We start from the raw sequence: 7,001 nt of genomic DNA on the forward strand, positions 1-7,001 counted from the left end.
TTCATATAGTAGAAAGTGGAGAACACTATAGAAAATTTTCTTGGAGGAATGGAAATGAAAATACGTTTTTTAGAGCAAGAATATTGGTATGGGGCCTGTGTGAAATATGGAATGAAAATGCCTCTTCATGCAGATACCGAGCAAGAGCTTGATTTTACCAGCAACCAGACACCAAATCAGGCTATGCCTCTTTTGATATCAACAAAAGGCAGAGTTATTTGGCGTGATACTGGTTTTTGCGCAGGCTTTCATAAGGGTGTGATAAGTGTGCCGGATGACTGTATACTAACAGAGAGTAAGGGAAGGCTGCGGGAAGCTTATTTGTATGCTATGGAGCATTACTTTCCGTTTCATGAAAGGCAGCCGGCAAAGAAATTATTTTCAACTATTCTGTACAATACCTGGATTGAACTGACTTTTTTTCAGAATCAGAAGGATGTTCTTAATTATGCTAAAAAGCTTCTGGATTCTGGTATGCCGCCGGGCGTCCTTATGATTGATGACGGCTGGGCGGAATATTACGGGGAATGGAGCTTTCACAGCGGAAAATTTTCCAATCCTAAGGAGATGATAGAACAGCTTCATCAAATGGGTTTTGCTGTAATGGTTTGGATATGCCCGTACATATCACCAGATACAGTAAGATTTAGAGAAGCTCAGAGGATGGATATTTTAATAAAGGAGGAAAGTAAAGAACCTTATATTGCAAAATGGTGGAATGGCTATTCAGCGGTTTTGGACTTTTCAAATCCAGAGGCGGCTGGCTGGCTGAAGGAACAGTTGGATGATTTACAGGAGCTTGGAGTTGATGGCTTCAAATTTGATGCTGGAGACAGTATTTATTATCAGGAAGATAATGTATCCCTTCAAGGAGTAAGTCCTGATGAGCAGTCCCGGTTGTGGGCAGAATTTGGAGAACAATATCCTTTTAACGAGTATCGTGCCACTTTCCGGGCTGGAGGTTATGGGCTGCTGCAAAGGCTTTGTGATAAGGAGCATTCCTGGGGAGAAACAGGGGTGGCCTCTCTGCTGCCGGATACACTGCTTCAGGGGATTACAGGACATCCCTATGGCTGTCCTGACATGATTGGCGGTGGTGAATACCTGAATTTCCAGAATTTAGAAACTTATGGCCTCGATGAGGAGCTGTTTGTGCGGCATAGTGAGATTGCCTGTCTGCTTCCAGCAATGCAGTTTTCAGCTCTTCCTTGCCGGGTTTTGAGTAAGGAGAATTTTGCGGCTGTTTTGCGAAGTCTTGAGGTAAGAAAAAAATACCTGCCTTATCTGATAGAAGAGCTGGAGAGAACAGGCAGGACGGGAGAACCACTGATAAGATATATGGCTTATGAATTTCCAGAGGCCGGTGTAGAGAAAATCATAGATCAGTTTATGCTTGGCAGCAGGTATCTGGTGGCCCCGGTTTATAAAAAAGGGTCTGGGAGAAGAAAGGTATATCTGCCAGAAGGATTATGGAAGCTGGAGGATAAAAAGCTGGAATCGAAGGGGGAATATATTTTTAAAGAATCTATACCCGGAAAGCCTCTTGTCTTTGAACGGATATTATAATTTTATTATTGATTTTATAGACGGAAATCGTCTTATAGCTTCTTCTACTTGTCGACTATAAAAAGAAGTTTTAGGAGGGTTTATAATGAGAGATCAGGAAGTAGAAAAAGAAATGTATCGCTTGGCAGTTGAATTAATTGAAAAGCGTTATCCTACAGGATGGGGTGGTGCCGGTGTCGTACATACATCAGCTGGACACTATTATACAAGTGTTTCTATAGATACGGCAAATGCGTCCGCCATTCTTTGCATAGAAACAGGTGCTATGTTGGAGGCACACAAGTATAATGAAAAAGTGACTCACTGCATGTGCTTAATAAGAGATGATGAAAGTTCGAAATACCGAGTTCTTTCACCATGTGGCATTTGTCAGGAGCGTTTGAGATATTGGGGAAACGATGTGCAGGTCGCTGTAACAACAATGGATGACGATTTGTTATTTGTTGAACTGGCAAAATTACAACCGTATCATTGGACCAATGCATATCCAGCAAATGAGCTAGAACATTGGGAAGAATAGGAGACATTAACGTTATATTTTCATAACGAAGATAAATTGTTATTTAGCATACGAACACCCTTGCAAAAATGGAAAAATAATAATACATATTGCACCCAAAAGGTAGCGAGTGATCTTAACAGAAAAGAAAACCTCTACCGCAGCAGGGGCAAAGTGTGTTTTAAGCGTTGCATTGGGACACGCTCACGAAGTTTGGAAAGGGCGACAAGACGTCCGATCCGTACACCCCGGAGAAAGTCAAAGCACTCATGCAGCACATTGAGGGTAAACCACCCATTACTGACCTTGCCCGCCCGTTTTTCTTAAACAATTATACATCAGGAGAAACGGCAGAGACCGGTAATGCGGGCGTTGAGAACAAGATTCCCTTTACTGTAAGTAAGAATGGTGATAGTTGTTTTTATGTTAGTGTTGCAAAACCGACCGGATATACGGTGACTCTGTACAATAGTGAAGGAGTGCCGGTGGAAGGTGCCAACAATCCTTTTTACATTTCCAGTACGAATGAGAATTGGAAGACAGACGAGTCAGGTGCGACAAATGTAGATGTGTGGTCTGGGTTACCTAACGGTGACTATTATTATGGCATTAAATTTGATACAAGCAATTCCTATTTTCTTGATATCCTTCTCTTTCTGCCTGACGCGAAGATTAGCCAGACCAAGGCAACAATCACCACTGGTTATACGCAGAAACTGAGTGTGGAGGGTGCAAAGGTTACAAAGTGGTCTTCCAACAAGACATCGGTTGCAACTGTTGATTCCAAGGGTAAGGTAACAGCAAAGAAGGCAGGCAAGGCAACGATCTCTGCAAAGCTTGACAACGGACAGACTGTAAAGTGTGCAGTCACTGTTAAGGCGAATAAGTATACGTCAAGCAAGCCTAGTGTAAGCGATGTTACGCGTGGTAACTGTGTACTTACTGCCTACAGCGCAAGCTTTGATTCAAAGGGAAATCTGGTAATCAAGGCAAGATTTGTAAATAATGACTATTATAAGGTAACTGCCCTTAAGGATGTTAAGATTACTGTTAAAGATGCTAGCGGAAAGGCAGTTGGAACGTACAGTGTGAAGAAAAAGTCTGCTATGGTTCCTTCGGCTAGTACGAAGGATTTCACCTTTACGATTAAGAAGGCGAATTTGAAGCAGAAGAAAGCTGATCTTAGAAATGCAACGATCACCAGCGATGGTGTATACATTTATGTTTACTAAAACGGTTTGAAGTAGAGTTCTAAGAACTCATTGTACCATAATATAGTGATAGATTTTCGGAAATAAAAGAAAAATTACTGCTAAAGGCTTTATGCCAGGCAGTAATTTTTTTATAGAAAAAGGGAATATCATTGATTTATTTTAGGAGAAAGACGGAATATAATAAGCTTACAACGCAAAGAAAAACCCAAATTAATGAGGAGGAAAGAGTTATGATGAAAAAAAGAATGCTCGCCATGCTATTATGTGCAGGTATGGTAGTTACCAGTTTGACCGGATGTGGTTCAGACGGGAAGGAAAGCAATGCAGACAGCCAAGGTAGTAGTGAACCTGTAAAATTGAGAATGATGGCTTACAATGCAGAATCTTCCAGAGCGACCTATTTAAAATATCTGGATGAGAAGCTTCCGGAAATAGAGATTGAGTTTGAATTTGTGTCACAGGATAATTTTGATAACGTATTAAACTCTCAGCTGCAGGCTGGAGAAGGCCCAGATATTATTGAGCTGGGAGGACAGACAAGATTGCTTGCTAATGCGAACTATCTGCTGGATTTGACCGGAGAGGAATTTATTGGGAAATATGCAGATGCAGGAATTCAGCCATATACAGTAGGTGGAAAGATATACGCTGCACCGCTTCAGTCCTGGTATGAGGGTATTTTCTATAACAAGAAGATTTTTGCAGATAATGGAATCAAGATTCCAAAGACCTGGGATGAGTTCATACAGATACATAAAACTCTGGAAGAAAAGGGTATCAAGGCTCAGACAATGGGAGCGCAATCCTACGAGCCTATGATGAAGCAGAGTATTGCCCTTGTTAATAATGAATTTTATTCAGATTCAGCAAATAACGGTTTTGATGAGAAATTTAATGCAGGTGAAGTGAAGCTGGCTGAAAGCTGGCTGCCGGCAGTAACCGAATGGTATAAGATTATTGAGGCTGGCTGTTTAACCCAGGATATGCTGGGGTTGAGCTATGACCAGGCATTAGATGAATTTGCAACAGAAAAGGCTGCTATGTGGGAGTGTGGGCCTTGGGCTGTAGAAACTATCAAAGAGAAGAATCCAGATCTGGAATTTGGTATGTTCCCAATTCCTGGAACAAATGCAGATAAGCCAGGCTGGCTTGTTGGAGGACCTGGTTCTGCTCTCGGTATCAACGCTAAATCTGAGCATATCAGGGAAGCCTTAAAGGTATTAGAAATTACAGCAACAGAAGAAGCTCAGAGAGCTTTAGTAAAGGACAATGCAGGAAGCTCCTTTGTAGAAGGTGTAGAGGTAGACCTGGGTGATATTTATACAGATTGTGAGGAAGCTTTTAAGGCAGGTCATGTATATGCTCCATGGACTGCAGTATGGGTAAATGGAAATGCAGTAACAGAGGGCTATGGAAAGTCACTACAAGAGGTACTGGCAGGTTCTAAGACAGTAGAGGAAGCATTAAAGGATGCCGATGGGATTAATGATGATCTGAGGGCAACATTAGAGTAAAGCTACAGTAGAAAATGGGATGTCTTGCATCAGGACATCCCATTTTAACTGAAAACAAGATTTATGTAGAAAGTGGGGAAGACGGATGAATAGTAAAAGAAAGGATAGGATCTACCTAATGATGATACTTCCTGCTTTTCTGGGATTTGTAGTTTTGTTTATTGTACCTACAATTATGAGTTTTCTATATAGTGTGACAAATTGGTCCGTATATAGCACAGAAATCCGTTTTGTGGGATTATCTAATTTTCAAAAGCTGTTTGCAGATGCAAAGACAATCGCAGCTATTAAGCATTCGGTGGTATATGCCCTTTTAATTACGATAATTCAGAATGTATTTGCCATTCTTTTAGCGGCATTGCTGAACAGGAATACAAGGGGAGCAAAATTTGTGAAATCTATTACCTTTTTACCAGCTGTTTTAAGTATTATGGTAGTAGGCTATCTGTTTCAGTATATTATGACTTCAGCAGATGGGGGGCTTTTAAACAGCATTATCCAGTTTTTTGGAGGAAAGTCGGTAAATTGGCTTGGAAATGACAAGATTGCCCTGTATTCAGTCCTGGCCACCCAGGTGTGGCAGTGGACCGGATGGTCCATGGTAATTTATGTAGCGAATTTAAAGAGTATTGACAGTTCTTTATATGAGGCGGCAAATATTGATGGTGCCTCCGGAATCCAGAAATTTTTCAGGGTAACTCTGCCTCTGCTTTATCCGGCGGCTTCCTTCAATGTTCTGATGAGCCTGATTGGAGGAATGAAGATGTTTGATGCTGTATTTGTTATGACAAAGGGCGGACCAGGGTATGCAACGGAAACAATTATGACGACTTTGATCCGGGAAGGCTTTAACAGCGGAAAAACAGCTTATGCCTGTGCTTTTGCTGTAGTATTTTTTGTTATTGTATTTACGTTATCTAAGGTTGTGACATTCTTTTTGAATAAATGGGAGGAGGCGATTCAGGCATGAAGCAATTACGCAAGGCACTATACGGAATATTTCTAATAATAACAGCGATAATTATGCTGCTCCCTATTTATTATCTTTTGGTTACGACTTTTAAAACACCAGCGGAAGCAGCAGCCAGTCCGTTAGGATTGCCAGTTCATTTCACTTTTGACAATTATTTGAAGGCAATCCGGGCTATGAACTATGGGCAGGCCCTGACGAACAATCTAATCATTACACTGGTCTCGGTAGTCTGCCTGGTATTTTTTTCTTCTATGGCGGCTTATGTAGTAGCACGTAGCAAAAGAAAGCTGTATAGCTTCATGTATTCTGTGTTTTTGATAGGTTTGATTATACCTTTTCAAATATCCATTATACCATTATATAAGATCATAGCGGGGCTGCACTTGATGAACACCCATCCGGGTGTTATACTGGTAGATGTATTTTGTATTAATCTGCCTCTCTCTATATTTTTAATCAGAGGATTTATAAATACGGTTCCTGTTGAACTGGAGGAAGCAGCTTTAATTGATGGCTGTGGTACCTTTCAGTGCTTTTGGAAAATTATATTTCCATTATTAAAGCCAATTGTTTCCACGGTAGCGATTCTGGATACTCTGGCTATCTGGAATGATTTTATGACACCATTACTGTTTTTACAGGAATCAGAAAAGCAGGTGCTGTTACAGCAGGTTTACCGGAATGTAGGGCCATTTTCTACAGACTGGACCTCATTTTTTCCAATGCTGGTGATGGCAACTTTGCCTTTAGTAGTATTTTATCTGGTTATGCAGAAGCAGATTGTGGAAGGCGTTGTAGCAGGTGCTGTAAAGGGGTAAAAGGAGTTAGAAGGTATGAAAAAAGAAATTATAAGTATGGGATTAGGCTTACTTTCTATGATAGTTATCTGGGGTGCAGGCAATAGTCTTGCCAAGGCGGAGGAGAATCCGCTTACAGAGGAAAAATGGTGGGCTAAGGTAGAGGCAGAAAGTGGAGCTTTTAAATATCCAGATAAGGTTATACTTTATGTAGACGGAAAGGAGGTTTCTTCTGCAAAGGTCAATATTGATTACCCGATGATTCAGTTGATTTCTCTTTATGAAAAAAGAGAAGGAGGCTGGACAGGAAGCTGGGAATGGCAGCCATATCCTAATTCCTTTGAAATAAGGCTACCGCAATCCCACTGGCTTTAGACGGTCACGACAAACGCATGAATGAATAAATTATGAACACCCCCGTCCAGATTTTTGATATAA

At 41.0% G+C, this 7,001-nt stretch carries 7 protein-coding genes; all 7 read left to right on the forward strand.

The annotated features are described in order from the left end of the window. Window positions 1-54: 54 nt before the first annotated feature. Window positions 55-1,566 carry a glycoside hydrolase family 31 protein gene (locus ASU35_RS03600; protein WP_058351697.1) on the forward strand — a complete coding sequence of 504 codons (1,512 nt, stop codon included), beginning with the start codon at window positions 55-57 and terminating at the stop codon, window positions 1,564-1,566. An 85-nt stretch (window positions 1,567-1,651) separates the two neighbouring features. Next, a complete protein-coding gene (locus ASU35_RS03605; RefSeq protein ID WP_058351698.1) occupies window positions 1,652-2,086 on the forward strand; it encodes a cytidine deaminase in 435 nt (144 codons plus the stop codon). 248 nt (window positions 2,087-2,334) lie between these two features. Next, entirely contained in the window at window positions 2,335-3,297 is a 963-nt protein-coding gene (locus ASU35_RS20065) for an Ig-like domain-containing protein (RefSeq protein ID WP_058351699.1), read from the forward strand. Between the two features lie 212 nt (window positions 3,298-3,509). Continuing rightward, window positions 3,510-4,793, forward strand: coding sequence for an ABC transporter substrate-binding protein (locus tag ASU35_RS03615; protein WP_058351700.1), 1,284 nt, complete (start codon window positions 3,510-3,512; stop codon window positions 4,791-4,793). 85 nt (window positions 4,794-4,878) lie between these two features. Beyond that, window positions 4,879-5,763, forward strand: coding sequence for a carbohydrate ABC transporter permease (locus ASU35_RS03620; protein ID WP_058351701.1), 885 nt, complete (start codon window positions 4,879-4,881; stop codon window positions 5,761-5,763). Then, window positions 5,760-6,584 (forward strand): carbohydrate ABC transporter permease, encoded by an 825-nt coding sequence (locus ASU35_RS03625; RefSeq protein WP_083504123.1) that lies wholly within the window; start codon window positions 5,760-5,762, stop codon window positions 6,582-6,584. Before ASU35_RS03620 ends, ASU35_RS03625 begins: the two co-directional genes overlap by 4 nt. A gap of 15 nt (window positions 6,585-6,599) precedes the next feature. Further along, window positions 6,600-6,938, forward strand: a complete 339-nt coding sequence (locus ASU35_RS03630; RefSeq protein ID WP_058351703.1) for a hypothetical protein — start codon at window positions 6,600-6,602, stop codon at window positions 6,936-6,938. Window positions 6,939-7,001: the final 63 nt, after the last annotated feature.

This window comes from Acetivibrio ethanolgignens, assembly GCF_001461035.1.
GTDB classification, from domain to species: Bacteria; Bacillota; Clostridia; order Lachnospirales; family Lachnospiraceae; genus Velocimicrobium; species Velocimicrobium ethanolgignens.